Origin of the sequence: Bradyrhizobium sp. STM 3843 (assembly GCF_000239815.1) — a bacterium.
Taxonomy (GTDB): Bacteria; Pseudomonadota; Alphaproteobacteria; order Rhizobiales; family Xanthobacteraceae; genus Bradyrhizobium.
The window spans coordinates 1-1,728 of the sequence record NZ_CAFK01000260.1 but is presented as its reverse complement, the minus strand read 5'-3'; the positions used below and the strand labels follow the sequence as shown (position 1 = coordinate 1,728).

1 protein-coding gene and 1 pseudogene are annotated in these 1,728 nt (G+C 62.0%); one reads left to right on the top strand and one right to left on the bottom strand.

Features of this window, described 5'->3' with window-relative positions:
• A pseudogene (locus BRAS3843_RS42310) lies at positions 1–159 on the bottom strand (carbohydrate porin); the annotation flags it as partial.
• 560 nt (positions 160–719) lie between these two features.
• On the opposite strand from BRAS3843_RS42310, the gene BRAS3843_RS26835 reads away from it, so the two are divergent.
• A partial coding sequence (locus BRAS3843_RS26835) for a hypothetical protein (protein WP_035982885.1) occupies positions 720–1,728 on the top strand: 1,009 nt, incomplete at its 3' end.

The window sequence follows — 1,728 nt, the reverse complement described above, 5'->3', positions numbered from 1 at the left end:
GCCAAACAGATAAGGCCGCGTCCAGAAATCATCGGCCGACACATAAGGAACAGGCGGCGCTTTCGTCGGCAGATCGGCTGCATACGCTCCGCCGCTCAGCAGAGACAAAGCAACCCCCACGCCGCACAGACGTGCGGTGTTCAAAGACCTCTTCAACATTTTCGTCTGGTCCTTCCAGCGTCCCCAGGCTTTGTCTATTCTTGTCTCACGTCCCAGCTCAAAGCCTTCGCGACTGGAACGTGCCACCTCCCCAGCACACACCCGATATCGGCCGCCGCCCCGCGAAGCAGCCATCCATCAACTGGAGATTGGATGATGATCCTAAGCACATCACAGCGGGGTGCATATAGTCATACTATATGTTCCACCTTGGTATCTCCGTAACTGTGACGCGTGAGACACACGTATGGTCACGGTGTGGCGCGCCGGTCTCAGCAATTAGGCGCGCGTAGGTCCATCCTCAGGGGATTTCGCGGTGCCGTTTCCCCAATGGCAGCTTCCGGGGCCGCTTCCCCGACAGCGTCGGCTACCAAGACACCGCCGGGAGCCGGCGAATCGCGCAGAGTGCCTTAACGGGCAATGCGAGGCCCCCTCGTCGTTGAGTGCTTACCCCGCCATGATTCCGTAAGACCGGCGAGCTACGCACCATCGTACCTGCAGCCTGACGTTGTCGACGGATTGCGGGTGCAAACCCGCCCACGTTCTCAGGAGACCTTGTTGTGGACTGGTTTGAACGACTGACTGGCTTCCCGGAATCCGATTACAGCTCGACCAAGGCCCGGCTCGCGGTCGAAAACGGCAGACTGACCTCCCGCGTCAATGGCAAGAGCTACCGCACCGGCCATCTCGAACTCGCGGCGCTTTCCGGTCTCCGCAACCGAATCAAGACGGGGCCTGTCAGGCATGGCAGGCTGCGCGTGAGCCTCATCTGCGGCGATGTCCGGGCCATGCACCTGTTTCCGGAGTTCGCCGGCGCGTTGTTCCAGGTCGCATCACAGTTCAATCTGCTCGAGATGTTCGGACCTCATCGAACGCCGGAAGATGGTGTGACGATGTACCAATCCGATCCGACCCAGGGCCCAGCCTGCGCGATCGCTGCCGGCGCCGCCACGATCTACCGCAACTACTTCGTCGAGCTCGGTGACCACTGCGGCCAGACGCAAGACAGGCAGATCGATACATTGGCCGACCTTGGATCGGCGCTTCGCGACCGCCTTCCTTCAGGCACAGGTCAGCTCTGGTCCATGATCAACGGCTACGCATTCTGCACGCGACCGGGGCTCGCTGCCATTGGCCAACTGCTTGACGACAGTGCACCGCACGAGATCGACACCTTGCGCGGCCATTTGCGGATCGGGCTTCACACCGACGTCGAGGCGACGGATGCCATGGATCCCCTGCCGCTGGTCTCGCAGGCTTTCTGCTCCGCACTCCCGGTGGCCTATAGCGACATTGCGCCGAAGTATTGGGAAAGGTTCGCGCGCCTGATCCTGGAGGCCGCCTACGAGGCGACACTCTGGGCCGCCGTCCTCAACGCGGCGCGCGGCCCGAACATCGTCCTCCTCACAAGCCTCGGCGGCGGCGCCTTCGGCAATGACGAGAGCTGGATCGAGGATGCCCTGCGCCGCGCGCTGCAGCTTGCGCGCGGATATGATCTCGATGTCAGGCTGGTGAGCTATGGACAGCCGTCCGCAGCGTTCAGGCGGATAGCGGAAGATTTCGGTTCGT